Annotated in this window: 17 protein-coding genes; 9 read left to right on the top strand and 8 right to left on the bottom strand. The window is 43.4% G+C overall.

Features of this window, described 5'->3' with window-relative positions:
- Window positions 1-13 precede the first annotated feature (13 nt).
- Together BVE84_RS06500 and BVE84_RS06495 are read right to left on the bottom strand one after the other, a co-directional pair.
- Window positions 14-700 (bottom strand): LiaF transmembrane domain-containing protein, encoded by a 687-nt coding sequence (locus BVE84_RS06500; RefSeq protein WP_076996252.1) that lies wholly within the window; start codon window positions 698-700, stop codon window positions 14-16.
- Window positions 701-704: 4 nt separating this feature from the next.
- Entirely contained in the window at window positions 705-1,151 is a 447-nt protein-coding gene (locus BVE84_RS06495; RefSeq protein WP_076996251.1) for a LytTR family DNA-binding domain-containing protein, read from the bottom strand.
- Window positions 1,152-1,487: 336 nt separating this feature from the next.
- Here BVE84_RS06495 and BVE84_RS06490 point away from each other — a divergent pair, with 336 nt between their 5' ends.
- A complete protein-coding gene (locus BVE84_RS06490; protein WP_076996250.1) occupies window positions 1,488-2,060 on the top strand; it encodes an LOG family protein in 573 nt (190 codons plus the stop codon).
- 713 nt (window positions 2,061-2,773) lie between these two features.
- Window positions 2,774-3,580: a formate/nitrite transporter family protein gene (locus tag BVE84_RS06485; protein ID WP_076996249.1), complete on the top strand. Its 807-nt coding sequence runs from the start codon at window positions 2,774-2,776 to the stop codon at window positions 3,578-3,580.
- 48 nt (window positions 3,581-3,628) lie between these two features.
- Here the strand turns inward: BVE84_RS06485 and dltD are convergent, their stop codons facing one another.
- Genes dltD through BVE84_RS06460 form a run of 5 tightly spaced genes read right to left on the bottom strand, consistent with a single transcriptional unit; the run spans window position 3,629 to window position 8,081 of the window.
- Window positions 3,629-4,906: a D-alanyl-lipoteichoic acid biosynthesis protein DltD gene (dltD, locus tag BVE84_RS06480; RefSeq protein ID WP_076996248.1), complete on the bottom strand. Its 1,278-nt coding sequence runs from the start codon at window positions 4,904-4,906 to the stop codon at window positions 3,629-3,631.
- The gene (gene dltC, locus BVE84_RS06475) at window positions 4,899-5,138 is read right to left on the bottom strand and encodes a D-alanine--poly(phosphoribitol) ligase subunit DltC (protein WP_076996247.1); all 240 of its coding nucleotides are present in this window, start codon (window positions 5,136-5,138) and stop codon (window positions 4,899-4,901) included. The genes dltD and dltC overlap by 8 nt, the downstream gene beginning before the upstream one ends.
- A gap of 13 nt (window positions 5,139-5,151) precedes the next feature.
- Window positions 5,152-6,396: a D-alanyl-lipoteichoic acid biosynthesis protein DltB gene (dltB, locus tag BVE84_RS06470; protein WP_076996246.1), complete on the bottom strand. Its 1,245-nt coding sequence runs from the start codon at window positions 6,394-6,396 to the stop codon at window positions 5,152-5,154.
- The gene (gene dltA, locus BVE84_RS06465; protein WP_076996279.1) at window positions 6,393-7,937 is read right to left on the bottom strand and encodes a D-alanine--poly(phosphoribitol) ligase subunit DltA; all 1,545 of its coding nucleotides are present in this window, start codon (window positions 7,935-7,937) and stop codon (window positions 6,393-6,395) included. Before dltA ends, dltB begins: the two co-directional genes overlap by 4 nt.
- Before the next feature lie 12 nt (window positions 7,938-7,949).
- On the bottom strand, window positions 7,950-8,081 hold the full coding sequence (locus BVE84_RS06460; RefSeq protein WP_076996245.1) for a teichoic acid D-Ala incorporation-associated protein DltX: 132 nt from the start codon (window positions 8,079-8,081) through the stop codon (window positions 7,950-7,952).
- A gap of 180 nt (window positions 8,082-8,261) precedes the next feature.
- On the opposite strand from BVE84_RS06460, the gene BVE84_RS06455 reads away from it, so the two are divergent.
- From BVE84_RS06455 to BVE84_RS06445, 3 genes are all read left to right on the top strand, one after another.
- Window positions 8,262-9,224, top strand: a complete 963-nt coding sequence (locus BVE84_RS06455; protein WP_076996244.1) for a S66 family peptidase — start codon at window positions 8,262-8,264, stop codon at window positions 9,222-9,224.
- 233 nt (window positions 9,225-9,457) lie between these two features.
- Window positions 9,458-10,117 carry a recombinase family protein gene (locus BVE84_RS06450; protein WP_076996243.1) on the top strand — a complete coding sequence of 220 codons (660 nt, stop codon included), beginning with the start codon at window positions 9,458-9,460 and terminating at the stop codon, window positions 10,115-10,117.
- A 285-nt stretch (window positions 10,118-10,402) separates the two neighbouring features.
- Window positions 10,403-10,852, top strand: a complete 450-nt coding sequence (locus tag BVE84_RS06445) for a hypothetical protein (RefSeq protein WP_228062214.1) — start codon at window positions 10,403-10,405, stop codon at window positions 10,850-10,852.
- A 409-nt stretch (window positions 10,853-11,261) separates the two neighbouring features.
- On the opposite strand, the gene BVE84_RS06440 is transcribed toward BVE84_RS06445, so the two are convergent.
- Window positions 11,262-13,733, bottom strand: a complete 2,472-nt coding sequence (locus BVE84_RS06440) for a YhgE/Pip domain-containing protein (RefSeq protein WP_076996242.1) — start codon at window positions 13,731-13,733, stop codon at window positions 11,262-11,264.
- Between the two features lie 522 nt (window positions 13,734-14,255).
- On the opposite strand from BVE84_RS06440, the gene BVE84_RS06435 reads away from it, so the two are divergent.
- The 4 genes from BVE84_RS06435 to BVE84_RS06420 all read left to right on the top strand — a co-directional run bounded on the left by BVE84_RS06435 (window position 14,256) and on the right by BVE84_RS06420 (window position 17,471).
- Window positions 14,256-14,789 (top strand): TetR/AcrR family transcriptional regulator, encoded by a 534-nt coding sequence (locus BVE84_RS06435; protein WP_076996241.1) that lies wholly within the window; start codon window positions 14,256-14,258, stop codon window positions 14,787-14,789.
- 137 nt (window positions 14,790-14,926) lie between these two features.
- Entirely contained in the window at window positions 14,927-15,910 is a 984-nt protein-coding gene (locus tag BVE84_RS06430) for an ABC transporter ATP-binding protein (RefSeq protein WP_076996240.1), read from the top strand.
- Window positions 15,903-16,682, top strand: a complete 780-nt coding sequence (locus BVE84_RS06425; protein ID WP_076996239.1) for an ABC transporter permease — start codon at window positions 15,903-15,905, stop codon at window positions 16,680-16,682. The genes BVE84_RS06430 and BVE84_RS06425 overlap by 8 nt, the downstream gene beginning before the upstream one ends.
- A 6-nt stretch (window positions 16,683-16,688) precedes the next feature.
- Window positions 16,689-17,471, top strand: a complete 783-nt coding sequence (locus BVE84_RS06420; protein WP_076996238.1) for an ABC transporter permease — start codon at window positions 16,689-16,691, stop codon at window positions 17,469-17,471.
- The last annotated feature ends 116 nt before the right edge of the window (window positions 17,472-17,587 follow it).

Raw genomic sequence — 17,587 nt, 5'->3', positions numbered from 1 at the left:
CAAAGGAACTGAGTTAGTCCAATCTGACAATAGTAAGGTTGGAAAATGCTAAATCTGCCTTGACCAAGAGGCGCTTATCCACTACTGTAGGCTGGGGGGCTTGCTGAAGGGTACTAAATGCTTTATCAGCCTTAATCTGTACTAGCCAGGTCGCTGGTACATAGAGATATACCGTTGAAAAGGCTGCATCCACTTCAAATACTGCCTCCTCACCAGCCATAACAGCATTGTCAAAATAAATTGTAGCACTCCCAAAAGCCACATCGACATTGCCACCCACAAAGTTCCTATCGTGGATGTAGCGGGTAGAACTGCCAAAAGCGACACTATTTTCTTCCTCTAGCATAGCCTTTTTATCGTCTGCTGACCAGCCATCAAAATCTGTCAAAAAGAGAATCCTCCCCCGCTTTGGCTTAAAGAGAATGCTGCAACCCAGACAGGCTAAAACAGCACCCACAATAACCGTCTTCTTATCTATCGCTAAGAAATGGTACTGCTGATTCAGCAGGATAAACAGTCCTGTCCCAAAAAAGAAGCTCGCATACAATCTTTTCTTGAGGAGACTGATTAGCAAACCAGCCCCCAATCCGATAAGCCAGACCATTTTCCAGATAGATAAATCAAAGCGTGGTAAATAGTTTTGAAACAAGACCAAGCCTGACAAGACCAATAAACCAATTCCCAATACATACTTTTTCATAGGACTACCTCACCTCCTGCAATCTTTCCTTTAATAACTGATAGTAATGACGCGAAACATGGATGACCTTGTGTGTGCCCGCAAAGCGAATCCGACTGGTCCCAGAAAAGGATTTATCCAGCGAATACACCTCCCGAACATTGGCAATACCAGACTTGGAAATTCTACAAAAGGTCATCGGCAAAACCTCTTCCAGTTCATATAGCTTTAGCTTCACCTCATAGGCTTCCGTTCTTGAATGAGCATAAATCTTCGTACCGTTCGTTTCAAAAAATAAAATCTCCTCTAATTTAACAAAATACTCGCTAGCATCCTTATAGAACATCAAGGAGGGCTGCTTCATTTGAGACAGTATCTGTTGCAACTGCTCAACTTGATCTGTCAAAGCAGCTGCCTTGATGACCACTTCTACATCGTCCAAGCTGTCATCTAGTTCAATCCGTATTTTCATGCCTTCCCCCCTATTTTTATACTCAGTATTATACCAGTTTTTCTCTTGAAAACAATCCTATTTCAGTGACTGGTTCATTTTCACAGGTAAGTGGTAGGACTTCTCATTCTAATATTTGAGAATACTCTGCGAAATATAACGGCAACTACAGTCAATTCTGGTAAACAAAACTTGAACATGCTACAATGAAACTAGCATCACTTGGGGTGGTAGATAAGAAATAGCGACATTGCTGTGTAAGAATGGAGATGACAGGAGCAAACCAGCAGAAAAGTCGTTTTCTTTAAAGAACCCCGTAAGTTAGTCGTAAAAAGTAAGAGAAAGGTTGGAAAGTCAATGAAGGTGACCGTCTATTGTGGAGCGAGTCTCGGAGAAAATCCTCTCTATCAAGAAGGGACGATTGCGCTTGGGAAATGGATTGCTAAAAATGGACATACGCTTGTCTACGGTGGGGGAAATACCGGTCTGATGGGCTTGATTGCAGATACAGTTCTAGCACACGGTGGGCAGGTAATCGGTGTTATCCCAGAGTTTCTCAAAGAGCGAGAACTCGCTCATCCCCGCCTATCCGAGCTCCGTACGGTGACAACGATGTCAGAACGCAAGCTCGCTTTGATTCAAGAGGCAGATGTCTTTATCGCCCTACCTGGTGGACCTGGTACCTTGGAAGAGATCAGCGAGGTAATCTCCTGGGCTAGAATTGGGAAGAATGATAAGCCTTGTATTCTCTTTACCATTGCAGGCTACTACCAAGCCTTAGAGCAGTTCTTTGATACCATGGTGACAGCAGGATTTCTGACCCTTGAAGATCGGGAAAAAACACTTTTCTCAGACGAGATAGAAGAGATAGAAGCCTTCATTGCAAGCTATCAACCACCCATTGCACGGGAATATCGTCAGAATATCTAGTCCTATTTTCAACAATCATCAAGACAAGGCGGTCACTCTTTGCCAATCATAGATAGTTGACAAAAGGTCCCAAACAAAGAGTTACCTCCTAATACTCAATGAAAATCAAAAGGATACTAGGAAACGAAGACCACAAAGCCTTTTGATTTTCTTTTCAAGTGTTCGCAAGATCCCTTCCCCATCAAAAACCCGTCCCTAAAAGCTGTTTAAAACCCTTTGTCATAAGGACCTTTATCAAGGTAATTAGCTAGTGGTTGTCGCACTATAGTTGTTTAGTTTATACTTAAAGGTAGCCACAGCTGTAATTGACTAAATCTGAAACAGCTGCGTCTCTTTTATTACTTCGATGAGTGAAAAGCTCCAGTGAAGGTTTTCAGCCTACCACCTTTCATTAAAAAAGTGGTCGTTAGAAACTCCGTTTCCCTATTTCCAACCTTGCCCACTTCCTCTCAAATTTCTAGGCTCAGGCTGAAACAGTTCACCGAACTGTTTCACTCTCCCAGACTAGTGGAGCAAGTACTAAAAGCCTATCGATGAACAGACCACCGCTAGCTACTGCCTAGAAGCAACTGCATTTATTTTTTTATTCGTTGCTAGACATGTAAAAAGTTAAAAATTCTTTGTAAAACCCCTTACATTTTCCTGCTTTTTTTGGTATAGTATAGTAGATTGTGATAAACTTATCAAACAAAACATGAAGTGGGGGAGCTATTTTGGCAGCACAAGAACAAACCTTACTGTATACGCTTGATAAAAGTATCAAGAAAAAAGCAGCTTTGATTGAAAGTAACTACTGGGCTTATGCTCTACGTTCTATTTTTGCAAGTGTCTATTTGGCGCTTGGGATTACTATTTCACTCTATACAGCAGATAAGATAGAGCATGTAGTCCCAGGACTTGGAAAGTTTAGCTATGGCTTCCTATTCGGCTGGGGGCTCCTCATGATTCTCTATATGAATGCAGAACTTGGGACCTCCAATATGATGTATATGACGGTGGCTATCTACCGCAAGGTCATTCCGACCAGAACCGCTCTAAAGATTTTAGCCACCTGCATCTTCTTTAACTTTATCGGTGCCGTGGCAATCTGCTTCTTGCTAGCCCAAACAGTTCCTTTTTCCATCGGACACATCGCTCCCGATAGCTACCTAGTACAAAGCACCATTGCCAAAATCGCTAAGACGCCTCTGACACAATTTATCGAAGGTATCTTCGCTAACATGGTCGTCAATATCGCGGTCTTTGCCTTTTTGAAAATGAAGGACGATGCTGGAAAAGCAATCAGTGTTATCTTTATCATCTTCATCTTTGCCTTCCTTGGCTTTGAACACGTTATTGCTAACTTCTCATCCTTCTCCCTATCCATCTTTGCAACAGGTGGTCCCGTTGAAGGAATGACTGTCTTATCCGTCCTATCAAACTTCCTCTTCTCAGGCCTAGGAAATTATGTCGGCGGAGGCTTGATAATGGGATTACTCTATAGCTGGTTGAATGCACAGTCAACGACCTATGTGGACTAAGGCACATAAATAACTAATAAGGAACGAAAACAAGATGTTCGTTCCTTATTATTTATCCAATGAAAAATTCTTCACATCCCCCTCATAATCGGCCCACTCTTTACTGAAAAAGGCGGGGTTTAGCTGGTATTCTGGAGCAGGCTTGGGATTTGCGACAAAGGGATCCACCACCTTGTCAAATGCGAGCCAGCCGAGCCAGCCCATATGAATGGTATCCTGCATGAAATAGGGTTTGCCTCCATCTTTTGAAAAATCGGCAATATTGGTAAAACCTTGGCTTTTCAGTTGATAGGTAATCTTTTCAACAGTCTGCTGGTACATGTCCTCGCGCAGCCCCGTATAGGCCATCCACTTCTCATTCACCGGAGGAATGACAAAGAGGACATTGGTCTTTGATTTGGCAAATTGAGTAAGAACCAGCTGCAAATCATTGTATTCAGGGGACTTGATATAGGATAGATTTTTCTGAACTCCCTTTAATTCCCCTATCTTTGATTTCAAGCGTTTCTTATAAAAGCGATCATCTATCCCTAAATCATTGGTTTTGGTGTGTTCTTTGGCTTCTTGGACAGCAATTTTTTCCAGAGCTTCATAGGAAAATTCCTCTGGCAGCTGCTCCAACTTTGGTAGGACACGGCGGTCATAATGAGCGTTATAACTCGGAATCAGGCTACTAAAGAAAATATCCTGCCGCTTGTTAATCCTCGCCATCAACTCCAATAGCTGCACTTCCGAAGCGGATAACTCTGTGCCAGCCGCTACTTTCTTGACACTATCTGCCAGACTAACATTGGGATAGAGTTGCAAGAGTCGCTCTGCCGCATGACAAGCAGCCTCATCTCCTACCTGTTGGGTCAAAAAGCTCGTTAACTGATCACTATTAAAATATTGCTGAAAGGCACTCGAATCATAGCCCTTCTTGGTAAACCACTGGGGAGAGACGACATAGACAGCTGTGTTATTTTCCAATTCAGGCAACATCTGCTGCATGCCAAAATACTGGTTGAGAGAGGCTGCTCCACGTTGCCCTAGCAAATAGGGACGGTAAGAGCGGTCATATTTCTCTGCCAGAACAGATGGATGCATACTATCAAAGCGTAGCCACTCGCTCGAACCAAAGAAAGGAACAAAACGATGGTTGGGATCTGTCAGCGCTTGGACTTTTGGCATCCGTCCCTTAAAACTACTGGCTGTCAATGTCACCGCAGAGCGTTTTTCCATCTCAACATCATGATGAAGGGTGGTGGGATAAAACACGAGTAAGAGGAGAACCAATACACCTGCACAAAAGACTGGCCCTAAAATCAGCCACAGACGTTTAAGCATTTCTCAACTCCGTAATCCCTTCGATAATTTTATTGGCTGTATTCCAATCATCGCGCCCAAACTCAGATACAGGTACACGGATGTCAAAACGTGATTCGATTTCAACAATTAACTCCACCGTTCCCATACTGTCCAAAACACCTGCATCAAATAGGTCTTCGTCCATCATATCTGACACATCTTCCATGAACAATTCATCAATTATTTCAATTACCTCTGTCTTAATATCCATTAAAAACTCCTTTTTATTTCTTGAACCACAGGTCATTTAAAAATCCGGAAAAGATCAAAAATGACAGCATCACAACATGAAAGGTCACGACCATTCCGAGAGCTCGCATAAAACCATTGTCAGGCAAGGGGGCAAGCCCTGCTTTTTTTCGTTCCTTATTGAGTGTTTTTTTCTTGCGAATCCAAGCATCATTGATTACCAAGCCAAGCCCGTGAAAGAGACCGTAAGCAATATAATACCAAGTGACGCCATGCCACAAGCCCATGAGAAGCATATTGAGCAAGTAGGCCACACTTGACGTTGTATTACGACTTTTAAAAACCTTATTGCGCATCAGTACCATCACCAAACGCATAAAGACAAAATCACGGAACCAGAATGATAGGCTGATATGCCAGCGATTCCAGAACTCTTTGAGGTCACGCGACAAAAAAGGTTTGTCAAAATTTCGTGGACTCTCAATCCCCATAAGCTGAGAAATGGCAAGAGCAAACATAGAGTAGCCAGCAAAGTCAAAGAATAGGTCGAGACCAAAAGCATACATAACCCCTAAGGTTGGTAGATTGAACCAACCACCTTGTGATAGAGCGTATTGCTTGAGCGGGGGTAGAATCATTGAGCCAAAAATGTGGGCTAGGATGAATTTATACAAGAATCCTAGCATAATGTAACGCACAGCCACTTCTAGCATATCCAGCAGCTCATCAGGCTCTGGAATCTTACTATAATTCTCCTCAAACCGACGGAAACGGTCGATTGGGCCTCCTGAGAAGGTCGGCATAAAGAGTAGAAAACGCCAAAATTGCCAAAGGTTGAACTCTTTTAAAACCCCGTCTCGCATCTCAATCATCATTCCGACTGAACGAAAGGTCAGATAAGAGATTCCTAGAAAACCAAAGAGCGATTGATGCCCCGAGATTGCTGGCATGACCTTCACCATCGCTAGGGGCCAGATAGCGAGCAAAATATGAAGATAGAACATCCATTTGTTGTCCTTTTTCGCCCGATACCACTTGTAACTAAAGACCCAGCTAGTCTGCCAGGTGACATAAAAGAAGAGAGCCACCAGTTGGGCGGGACTATCACCTGTCAGCATAAAGATAATAAAAGATAGGCTCACTATTCCTTCATACCAGGCAAAACGCTTTTTAAAAAAGAGACCGACAAAGATGGGGAGAACCGCTATGATAAGATAGACAAAATACAGGGGTTCCCCGTAGGGCTCCAAATGTGGAACTTGCTTGAGAAAATCTATCATCGATTGTTTACCTCATTGATTAACCCCTTGATATCAATCTTGCCATTTGGTGTCAAGGGTAAACTCTCACAGTAGAGGAATTTAGATGGCATCATGTAGGACATCATGATGTCCCTCAACTCTTCCTTGATGGCCTTGGTTAGGTCAATGTCACGCTCAAACTGCTCACGCACTCCCTCTTTTAAGACGATGTAGGCTAAGAGATTTTGCACCTTGTGGTCCTTGTTGTAGCGCGGGACAGCAACTGCTGACTTGATATATTGCGACTTATTCAGATTTTGAGAAACATCTTCTAGTTCAATGCGGTAGCCATTAAACTTGATCTGGAAGTCCAAGCGACCTCCGTATAACAGCAGCCCGTCCTCGGTCATTGTTCCCACATCACCTGTATGATAGGCTGGTAATCCCTCAAATTCAAAGAAAGATTCAGCTGTTTTTTCTGGATTATTGAGGTAGCCCTTTGATACAGCAGGACCCGATACGATAATTTCCCCCTGCTGACCAACTGGCAGTTTATTCCCATTTTCATCCAGAATAAAGGTCGGTGAATCATCTTTGGGATAGCCTATCGGCAGACGTTTGAGCGTCTGTAGCATCTCATCTGTCACTGCTACCGCTGAAAGAGCAACCGTTGCTTCTGTCGGTCCGTATGCATTGATTATTCGTGCCTGCGGAAAGCGCTCACGGAGCTTTTGAGCCGTTTTGACAGTCAACTCCTCTCCATCAAAGTAGAAGTGTGTGATATGCGGCATATTCTTAGCATTAAACTCCTCGGACAACATGGCCAAGTCAGCAAAAGACGGCGTCGAAGTCCAAATAGCTATCGGCAAGTTCAAAATGGTTGCAAATAATTTCTTAAAGTCCTGCGCCAGACTACTTGGTAGAGCAAACAGGGTTCCGCCTAAGGCTAGGGTTGGCGCCCAGTACATGACGGATAAGTCAAAAGAATAGGGAGGCTGGGCCAACATCTGGGGACGGCGGGGAATGGCAAATTCTTCATCCTGAATCATCCAGTTGGTAAAGCTAAGTAAATTATCATGGGAAATTTGCACTCCCTTTGGTTTACCTGTCGTACCAGAGGTAAAGATGATGTAATAGTTCTCCTCTCCCTTAACTGAATGAGTCCGAACATAGCCCGTCTTTCGGGCAAAAATCTCCTGAACATCAGCAAGTCCTAGCTTAGGAGAGGGGACGTCCAAAGGAAAATCTGCAATCCCGATAATCAAGCTAGGCTCTGCCACTTCTAAAATAGCAGACACCCGCTCCAAAGCTGAGTGGCTATCAACCGGTATATAGGCATGACCCGACTTGGTCAAGGCCACAAAGGTAGCAAGCATTTCATACTCCTGCCCACCAAAGACGAGAACTGGAGAGTTTACAGGCAAGCCTAGGCTGTCGATCTTTGCTGCCAGACTATCTGAATCTTCCTTCAAATCACGATAAGTATGTACCTCCCCCAGTATATTGTAAACAGGGAAGTCTGGCTGAGTCGCTGCATGTTGCTCAATTACTTCTATCATGTCTTTCATCATCACTTGCATCACCATCCATCTCTAAAATTCATTATAAATAAAGCCACCTTGTCCTTGTCCAAGGTAGGAAAAAAAGTACAGTAGGGCTAGAAAAATTACAAAGTACAGTAGGGTCTGCCCCACAAACTGGTATACCGTTTGATGCTTTTTCATCTCAAATCACTCTTCTATATCAAAAATAGTTACTCTATTTTATCATGTTCTATAGGAAATATTCAATCTAAAACTACTCTTCATAGCTATTCATAGCTATTCCACAGATTCTCTCTTTACAACTTTGCATTCCAATCTATAAAAGCGTATAATAAAACGATACCAATCGGAGGTTCATCTATGAAAAAACTTAACCCAAATGCCCACATCCGTATCCTCAGTCCATCATCATCGATTGAACACATCGGTGGTTTCGATGCCAATCTTGCTGCCAAAGAGCGTTTGGAACATCTCGGTTTTCACCTCTCATTTTCAAGACACTACAATGAACATGATTTGCTCGGCTCTGCGTCCATCGAAAGCCGCGTAGCAGACCTACACGAAGCCTTTTTAGATGAACGCGTAGACCTGATTCTAACGACTATCGGTGGCTTTAACTGTAATGAACTCCTCCCTTATCTGGATTACGACCTGATAAAAACACATCCCAAACTCATTTGTGGCTATTCAGACACCACCGCTCTCCTCAATGCCATCTATGCTAAGACAGGGCTAAAAACCTATATGGGACCTGCCTATTCTAGCTTTAAAATGACAAGTCTCCAAGACTACCAAACCCAAAGTTGGCTAAGGGCCTTGACCCAGACATCCTATGATTTGATCCCGAGCCAGAAATGGGGGAGTAATGCCTGGTATCTACCTGATGCAGAGATGACCTTTCACAAGACCGAATGGAAGGTCTATAACCACGGACAAGCCGAAGCAGTCGCTCTGGGTGGTAATTTATCGACCTTCTCGCTCCTGCGTGGTACCCCCTATGCACCACAAGAAACAGACTACCTTTTCTTTTTAGAGGAAGCTGAAGAAGAGGATTACTATGACTTTGACCGGACGCTGGCCGCCCTTCTCCAAGCCTATCCTGAACCAAAAGCCGTTCTCATTGGTCGCTTTCCCAAAGAATGTGGGATGAATGAAGAACTCCTACTCTATATCCTAGACAAATATCCTGTACTAAAGACTATTCCCGTCATTTACGACATGGATTTTGCACACACACAGCCCCTCTTTACTATGACCATCGGAGCAAGAGTACGTGTAGACACCCAGACCATGACCGTGCGGGTTGAAGAAAAAACAGCATAAGAAAATCCCCACAAGGACGATATATACAAACCTATTAAAATAATTATTAGGAAAGTATAAAACCTTACGGCTAGAAATAAAAGGATAGTAATGATATGCTGTTCTTTTATTTCTAGCTTTACCGGTGCCAGATATTCTTTATTAAAATAATAAACATGGCGCAGTGCGCAGTACAATAATTAGAATTTCCCAATAAAATACCCCTGCTACAATAGTAAAGCAAGGAGGAAAATGTGAAGAAAACCATCAAGCAACAGCAAAACCAAGGAAGCATCACCATCGGCTACACCCGTGTTAGTTCAACAGACAACCGCCAAGAATTGGGCTTGGAAGTCCAAAAAGAAGCCCTGAACTTCTGCGACAAACTCTATATCGAAAAAGAATCGGGCGGCAAGCAAGAGCGACCGCAACTTCAAAAAGCTCTCAAACTCGCTAAAGAGTGTGCGGAAGGTGGCATAGAAACCAGTTTTGTGGTGTATAAGCTAGACCGCCTAACCAGAAAAATGCTCCACCTGTCTGCTATTATATCGGAGCTAACCAGCTACAACATTCGCCTTCAATCCATTCACGAACAAATCGAAACGGATTCGCTAACAGGCAAGTTCTTCTGCCTCATGTTGGGCTATGTGGCAGAGTGGGAGCTTCAAGCTATTTCGGCACGCACCAAAGACGGACTGCGTAAAGCCAGAGAACGCGGTGTTCAGTTGGGAAATAAAGGCATATCAAAATCGAAAGAAAAGCAAGTTATTATAAGTTATCTGGAAGAAGAACTGACCGTTCGAGACATCGCCAACCAGCTCCAGATTTCCACCGCTACCATTTATAGTGTCCTGAAGCGTAACAATATCCAAACAAACAGAAAAATTAACCCAAAAATTGTTGACAAAATCTAGAAAAAATAGTAAAGTAAACTCGTAAAAATGTTTTAGCAGACGGTCGTTTGTTAAAACAATCAAAGTTATCAATAAAAAATATTAGAAATGCTGATTTGACGGGTTTTTTGAAGCCTTGCCAAGTCGGCATTTTTTGATTTTTCATTGTTTTAGTTAACGACCGTTAACTAAAACACGCTCAAACCCTATTGTAGCAGGGATCTTGAAGAAAGCAGGAAGGAGTTTTAAGTTGTCTTTTAGGTGCTTATCTATCAGATAGGCGGTTTATACAGAAAGGAGAAATGTGTGGAAATAGTAATTTTTCTTGTGATAGGAGTTGTCGTTTTATTTGCGATTAAGGGTAAAATCGTAGGTCTTAAAGAAGAACCGACCTCCTTATCAACTAACCTATCAGTTGAGGCTATTGGTGCGACTCTTCATGAAATTTGTAGCGAATGGAAGACCACACCAGAACACCTCACGAGTAACAGCGGAGCTTTAGCTCAATTTGACGACTCAGCGGATATACAAATTGTTATAAGTAACAAAGCAGGAATGTTCTCATCTAGAGTGTATGCAGTACAAGTTTATGTCGATGATTTAGGCGATAAACGACAAGTTTTGTTGGTAGCCCTTGGAAATTCAGCCTTTTCTAAATTTCTATATGGCTCAAATGTCGAAATGGTAAAAATGTCAGAAAGCATTAAGCGCCGTGACATGATTGCTGAACGGATTATGCGGTATTCCGCTCAATAAAATAGAAAGATAGAGGTTATTATTATGGGTAATCCTAATGAATGGGTGTGCGCTTGCGAAAAAGACCGTGGAGTAGGCAACAAGTGTGAATATTGTAAAGAAGCTATATATTATAACCTATCAAACCATAAATGTAGCTCTTTCGGAACTTGTCAAAAGAAAAACGGATGGTGGTAAGTTATGATAAAATCAAAAGAAATTTTAATCAAAGCAACTATTGAATGTCCTATTTGTGGTCGAAAAACGAGTGACCATGCAGAGCGTTGTGCCCATTGCCACAATAAACTATAGCAAATTGATAAACATAAAAGACAGTCTAATTTCGACTGTCTTTTATGTTTATCCTATAAGGTGTATGAACTCAGATTATTTAGACTGCTGAGTGTCATACTCTCATTTGGGGATTTTCTTATCTTTTCTTCGTATATGATCGAACTGGTCGGAAAATAAGGAAACCTGTGACCATAAAGCCAGCAAGAAACAGCAGCAATATGATGACTTGATGATGGATCTGATTTCCCATAGATATGGTCTGACGAAGCCCTGATACTGTATAAGTCATCGGCAAATAGGGTTGCACCCGTTGGAAAAAGTTCGGGCTCAACTCAATCGGATAGGTTCCTGCACTTGAACCCAGTTGTAGCAATAAAAGAACCAAGGCCCCAAAAGAACCCAAATGATGATTCCAGCCAATCAGAGCTGTGACCAAGGCCATGAAAGTCCAAGCCGCAAGAAGAATGAGAGCAAAGGTTGAGAAAGGATGGCTTGGAACAATACCAATCAAACAAAGCACCCCATACAAAATCACACTAGCCAGTGTAGCAATCGTGCCATTGATTGCCAACTTATTCACTGCCCATTCTGAACGTGAGGTGTATTCTTTTCCATCAAGGCGCTTAGCAAAAATGACATTGGTTGACAGCGCTGCCACCATCAAGGCAACAGACACCATATAGGGAGCCATACCTACTCCATTGGTTGGAACCTTGTCCGTATCTTGGTGAGATAGCACAAGGGGGTTGGATACCGCATCTGCATTTTGACGCTCCACAGCAACCAACGATAATTGCTCATGGGCTTGACTCAAGGAGGTTGCCAAGTGTTCCGTTCCCATCTGGAGCTTATCAACTCCACCAACCAGTTCTCGACTACCATTTTGCAACTGGTCTGCACCTGCCTGCAGTTGGCTAGAACCATCCGCTAAGCGCCCTACACCTGTTACAAGAGGGGCAGAGTTACTATTTAAGGTCGCAAGACCTAAGGATAGTTGGTCCGCACCTGCCATGACCTTGGTATTGTTTTCCGCCAGTTGGTTGGCTCCATTGCTTAACTGAGCAACTGCATCTGTATAGAGCGTCACACCTTGAACAAGACGGTCGCTACCACCCACTAAGGCAGACTGGAGCTGTCCTACTCCACCTGCTAGACTCTGACTGCCGGAAGCTAATTGAGAGAGATGGCCATTTACTTGGTGGAGGCCACCTGACAACTCTGTAATAGCTTGTGTTGCGCCGGGCAGGGCTTGATTCGCACCATCTGCTAATTGTTGGACTCCTGCCTTCACAGCTGCCACTTGACTTGTCAGCTCACCTGCCCCTCCCAAAGCTACAAGGTTGGTTTGCATGTTAGCCAGTTCTTGCAATATCGCCTGAGCTTGTGTCTCCGTCGTAGATGGAGCTGCCTCAATAGCCGCCACTAATTCTGCTTGTTGGCTAGCAGCCATTCCTTGATAGGCCGATGTTGCTTGAAGGGCTGCTATACTAGCTGCCTTATCCGCTTGACTAGAGGCAATCACAGCCTGAGCTTGTGTCGCGACTGTCTGCATGCTGGTGGCAACAGCACCTGTGTCAAGACTTGGAATGGTCATAGTTGACACCTGCGTATTCAAATCGTTCACTCCTGTCTGTAAACTAGACAGACCTTGGAGCAAACTAGTTAATCGTTCCTCCTGCTCTTTTGATGACTCTGTTGCTACGACTAATTGTGACAAGCTGTCACTGATTCGATTCGCGCCATCAACCAAGTCTTGAAGCCGGTCTTGACCAGCCTGTAGTTGCTTGACTCCTGCAAGCAAGTCTGCAGACTTGTCCTCCAGTTGACTAGCTCCTCCAGCCAGACTCTCTACGCCATTCGTATAGGATAACAAACCATTTACAAGCCCCGTTCCTCCCATTGTGGCTTGGGCTACGCCGTCCGTATAACGAACAAGCCCTGACTGGAGCTGAGAGGCCCCATCTGATAGAGCTTTGGTGGAGATTGACAGTACCCCTAGACCATCTGTCAAAGTCTGACCACCAGTTGCGAGAGCCTGACTCCCTTGATCGAGTTGACCAGCTCCATCTGCCGCTTGCCCCAGACCGTCTTGTAATTGTGACATACTAGAAAAGACTGCCCTCGTATAGGTTTGGGTGAGGGTCTCAGACACGGATGCTTGGAGTTTATTCATGGCTGATTCCCCCATTTTGGCAGCGACAAAACTATGCCCCTTTGATGTCTGATATTCAATCTTCAATTTCTCCGGCTTGTCTGTCAGAAGGGTAGCTGCTTTTTGTGATAGGTCAGTTGGCAAGGTGACCACCATGTAATAGTCACCCGCCTCCAAGCCTTTTTTCGCCTCTTTGCTTGAGACAAAGTGGAAGTCAAGGCTATCACTTTCTTTCATAGACTGCACCATATCTTGTCCAATCTTCAAAGCCTTCCCCTGAAATTCAGAGGAACGATCCTCATCAACGACTGCAACAGGTAAGTTTTTGACATTTCCATACGGATCCCACATAGAGGTTAAAAAGCTCAGATTATAGAGGGCTGGAATGCAGGCAACCCCCACCATCACAACCCATAGGCTTGGTTTTTTTAAGACATACTTTATTTGTTCTAACATGATATTCTCCTTTATACTCTATCTCGCAATACCTATCCAGTTTTCCTACTTTACACTCATCAGCAATCAACCACCACTGTCGCCACACAAGATGTGAAGCCGTCAAAAAACCGAATGAAAAATAGGAGGCTGCCGCAGTGTTTGATGAACACAAGAAAGCCTATCTTTTTTCCGAGGTTTTAGGCTGAACTCAATTACACAAGAGGTGAAGCCGTTAAAAAACCGAATGAACAATAGGAAATCGCCATCATATGTGACAAGCTCTCCCTCACTGTTTCATTTCTTAGTTCGGTTGCCCTGCCTATTCAGATGTTGATTTTATAGCGTACTCTCCCAATGCAATCAGAAAGACGAATAACCGTGATATAGTCATTTTCTTTAACTATCAGCTAGGATGCTACACAGTTATTAGACAGTCTGTCCAAAATGTGATATAGTATATTATACAAAGCTAGAAAGCAAAATCAAGTATTAAAAATTATTTTTAGACATATTGTCCAAAAATGTATAAAAGGAGATTTGATGGGAACTGACACACGACGCGAAGAAACCAAAAAAGCTATCTTAGAAGCCATGGTGACCTGCTTACAGCACCAACAGTTTAATGAGATTACTGCCACCCACCTCGCCCAGACAGCCGGTATCAGTCGCTCCAGCTTCTATACCCACTATCGGGACAAATACCAGCTGATCGAAGCCTACCAAGAAGCCCTATTTATCGAGATAGAAGAAATCTTCACCCAGCATGAGCGGGACAGAAAAGAGGTTCTCCTTGAAATCTTCGTCCTTCTCTCGCGCGAACAACTCCTATCTGCCCTCCTCACCCATAATGGTAGTCAGGAAATCCAGGCCTTCCTCATCAATAAGGTCCGTCTTTTCATCAACAATGACCTGACAGACCGCATCAATCATGATTCCTTGTCCGAGATAGAAAAAGACTACAGCAGTGTCTACTTCGCCCATGCCTTCTTTGGCATTGTCCAAACCTGGATTAACAAGGGAAAAACCGAATCCCCGACTGAGATGACCGCCCTAGTCCTGAAGCTATTGCCTTGATAGCAGTGTGATACTCTTTGAAAAAAACGCTTTGAAAATCAAAAACTAGCCAAATATCGCTTGTTTTTCTGACAGCAAAGTGCTACAATAATTTTTGCAAACGTTTTCCTTTGTTATTTTTTTATCTTGGAGTCCTTATGATCGAAGCACATCACCTATCAAAAACCTACGCTCTTGTGGATAAGAAAGCTGGCTTGCTCGGGTCAATCCAGTCTTTTTTCCACCCCAAAAAACGCTATATTGCAGCAGTCAAAGATATTTCTCTCTCTGTTCAAAAAGGAGAAATCATCGGTTATATTGGCTCCAACGGGAGTGGCAAATCAACAACCATTAAAATGCTGACAGGGGTTCTTTATCCCGATGAGGGCCAGGTCTTGATCAACGGCCTAGAACCATCAAAAGCTCGAACTGCTGTCAATCGACAAATCGGTGTCTTATTTGGTCAAAAATCCCACCTCCGATGGGACATTCCTGTTATCGAATCCTTCTTTCTCCATGCAAAGATTTATGACGTCCCCGATTCTCTTTATCAGGAACGCCTCAAACATCTGACAGCACTCTTGGAATTGGACAGTATTCTCAACCAACCTGTTCGTAACCTTTCTCTCGGTCAGCGGGTCAAATGCGAATTTGCTGCCATTTTTCTCCACCAACCTGCCGTTGTCTTTTTAGACGAGCCTACTATTGGACTAGATGCCAGTGTTAAGGAGCTGATTCGTCAATTTATCCGTACCATGAATCAGGAGTATCAGACCACCTTCCTCATCACTTCTCACGATATGCAAGACATCGAGAGCCTCTGCGAGCGAATTGTTATCATTGATAAGGGGAAAAAGGTCTATGATGGAGGTTTGGAGCATTTGAAAGAGAATTTTTCCAAGGTGAAGACCATTGCCTTCACCACACACACTGCTATCGAAGCTCCTCTGACAGCTCCCCACCTCGAATGGAAGCAGCTCGATTCGCATCATTTTGAGATTCACTACCAAACCGAACACCTCAATAATGCTCAGATTATCCAGCTTGCTTTTGCCCAATATCCGATTGAGGATGTGACCATAAAAGAAGTCACGATCGAACAGATTGTCAAACGCATTTACGAGGAGGGACTCCATGACTAAATATTTGCATGTTACCCGGCAGATGATCATTCTGCAGTTGCAATACAAGTCCTTTTTTATCGCAACACTTGTCTCAATGCTGGTAAAAATACTGGTTTCTCTCTTTGTCTGGCAAACTATTTTCGCTGCCCAATCCGAGGTGAACGGCTATGACCTCACCACCTTTACCACCTATATCATCTTCGCTAACCTTCTGAATAATCTCAATAGTTTTGGTATTGGACGTGATTTAGCCAGCTCCATTATACGGGGAAATATCACAGGCGAGCTGCTCCTGCCCTACTCCCCCATTACCGCTCTCTTCTTTAATGATATTGGTCTAAAGATTATTGAAGCCGTAAAATTCCTGCTGGTCCTAATCATCATTCCTCTAGCTCATCCCAACTTCTACCTGCCTGATGCCAAGACCTGGGGACTCTTTCTGCTGACCAGTCTCCTTGGTATGTTTATGGTTCAACTGATGGATCTTGGTTTTGGATTACTCTCCTTTTACACCGTCAACACATGGGGACTCCTTATCTTGCGGGAGGGAATTTTCAACCTATCAGCAGGTGTACTCTTGCCCTTGAGTTTTTATCCTGCTCCTATTGCAAAAGTTCTCAGCTTTCTACCCTACAGCTTTGCAGTCAATTTTCCCATCAATATCCTCTTGGGAAAAGAGGTGGATACCAATCTCTTTTGGCTACAGCTTATCTGGGTACCTATCCTAGCAGGATTGATGTACTTCCTTTGGCAGGAAGCAAAGAAACGCCTGGTTATTTTTGGAGGATAGGATAAGATGAAACGATACGCAACCCTCTATTATTACAATATCAAATCCTTTTTGATTGCTGCTATGTCCTACCGCATGGACTTCTTTATCGGACTCCTGTCCTCTCTCATAGAACAGCTAGTCTATCTCATTTTCCTCAACGTCCTCTTTGGCAATATCAAAGAAATTGCAGGATTTTCTTACGGGCAAATGCTATTTATCTACGGGATGTCCACCATCGGGCGGTCGATTCATTTGATTTTCTTCGATAATCTATGGATGTTTGGTAGCCGTTACATCCGTGAAGGAGAGTTTGAACGGTTGCTGATTTTACCTGTCAACCCCCTCTTTCAATTAATTTCAGAACGGATTCAACTACAGGGAATTGGCACGACCCTAATCGGGATTATAGCGACGTCCAAAGCCTATCAGATGCTACATCTTCATTGGAACCTGATAGAACTACTGTTATTTGCTCTCAGCTGTATCTGTATCGGTCTGCTCTATGCAGCAATCCAGCTAGGACCAACTGCCCTTGCCTTTTGGATTGTTGATTCCTTTCCTATTACTGTAGGAATCTTTTCCCTCAACCAAATGGCTCAATATCCCCTTAAAATCTACCCGATTGCTATTCAAATCTTACTAACCTTTGTCTTTCCTTATGCCTTCACCTCCTACTTCCCAGCCCTACACTTCCTCAATCTCAGCACCATTGGACTCCTCCTCCCCCTCGTAGTCCTCATCATCTTTACGATTAACTACTCCCTCTTTAAACACGGCATGAAACAATTCAGCAGTGTAGGTAATTGACAAAGTCTAGTAGACTTTGTCAACCCGAGCCTAAAAATGAAAAAGCGAGGTAAAACACTGACTTTTTCAACCCGAGCCTAGAAATAAAAGAGCGATTCCAAGGCCAGTTCCAAACA

It is taken from the genome of Streptococcus azizii (assembly GCF_001984715.1).
In the GTDB taxonomy this organism is placed as follows: domain Bacteria; phylum Bacillota; class Bacilli; order Lactobacillales; family Streptococcaceae; genus Streptococcus; species Streptococcus azizii.
Note: the sequence above shows the minus strand (reverse complement) of the source record. Positions and strands in the feature narration are given on the sequence as shown.

Bases quoted from the DNA above. Each gene is read 5' to 3' on its own strand.
- BVE84_RS06500 (WP_076996252.1), bottom strand. From the start codon at position 700: ATGAAAAAGTATGTATTGGGAATTGGTTTATTGGTCTTGTCAGGCTTG.
- BVE84_RS06495 (WP_076996251.1), bottom strand. From the start codon at position 1,151: ATGAAAATACGGATTGAACTAGATGACAGCTTGGACGATGTAGAAGTG.
- BVE84_RS06490 (WP_076996250.1), top strand. From the start codon at position 1,488: ATGAAGGTGACCGTCTATTGTGGAGCGAGTCTCGGAGAAAATCCTCTC.
- dltD (WP_076996248.1), bottom strand. From the start codon at position 4,906: ATGCTTAAACGTCTGTGGCTGATTTTAGGGCCAGTCTTTTGTGCAGGT.
- dltC (WP_076996247.1), bottom strand. From the start codon at position 5,138: ATGGATATTAAGACAGAGGTAATTGAAATAATTGATGAATTGTTCATG.
- dltB (WP_076996246.1), bottom strand. From the start codon at position 6,396: ATGATAGATTTTCTCAAGCAAGTTCCACATTTGGAGCCCTACGGGGAA.
- dltA (WP_076996279.1), bottom strand. From the start codon at position 7,937: ATGCAAGTGATGATGAAAGACATGATAGAAGTAATTGAGCAACATGCA.
- BVE84_RS06460 (WP_076996245.1), bottom strand. From the start codon at position 8,081: ATGAAAAAGCATCAAACGGTATACCAGTTTGTGGGGCAGACCCTACTG.
- BVE84_RS06455 (WP_076996244.1), top strand. From the start codon at position 8,262: ATGAAAAAACTTAACCCAAATGCCCACATCCGTATCCTCAGTCCATCA.
- BVE84_RS06440 (WP_076996242.1), bottom strand. From the start codon at position 13,733: ATGTTAGAACAAATAAAGTATGTCTTAAAAAAACCAAGCCTATGGGTT.
- BVE84_RS06435 (WP_076996241.1), top strand. From the start codon at position 14,256: ATGGGAACTGACACACGACGCGAAGAAACCAAAAAAGCTATCTTAGAA.
- BVE84_RS06430 (WP_076996240.1), top strand. From the start codon at position 14,927: ATGATCGAAGCACATCACCTATCAAAAACCTACGCTCTTGTGGATAAG.
- BVE84_RS06425 (WP_076996239.1), top strand. From the start codon at position 15,903: ATGACTAAATATTTGCATGTTACCCGGCAGATGATCATTCTGCAGTTG.
- BVE84_RS06420 (WP_076996238.1), top strand. From the start codon at position 16,689: ATGAAACGATACGCAACCCTCTATTATTACAATATCAAATCCTTTTTG.